Source organism: Brevundimonas sp. (assembly GCF_032107865.1).
GTDB lineage: Bacteria > Pseudomonadota > Alphaproteobacteria > Caulobacterales > Caulobacteraceae > Brevundimonas.
The window spans coordinates 1-256 of record NZ_DAMCNG010000071.1; the positions used below are offsets into that span (position 1 = coordinate 1).

General features: G+C 73.0%; 1 pseudogene. It reads right to left on the reverse strand.

The window, feature by feature from the left end:
- A pseudogene (locus RT567_RS07970) lies at positions 1-256 on the reverse strand (hypothetical protein); the annotation flags it as partial.

Here is a 256-nt window from a genome sequence, read left to right on the forward strand (position 1 = left end):
CCCAGCGACGACGGGGATCACGGCGCTCCTGGATGGTGTAGGCGTCCGTCTCCACCGCCTCGGCGAGGGCGGTCATGGTCGCCGCGTCCTGGCCCATGGTGCTGGCGATCAGGCCGGCGGCGGCTTCCGCGCCGGGCAGGGTGGCGGCGTAGGCCGGGTCGGCGACGATTCGCGACACCATCTGCTGACGCTGGGCCGGGTCGGAGGCGAACTGGCGCACGCCGGCGACGTATTCCGGGGATTGCAGGGCCAGGAT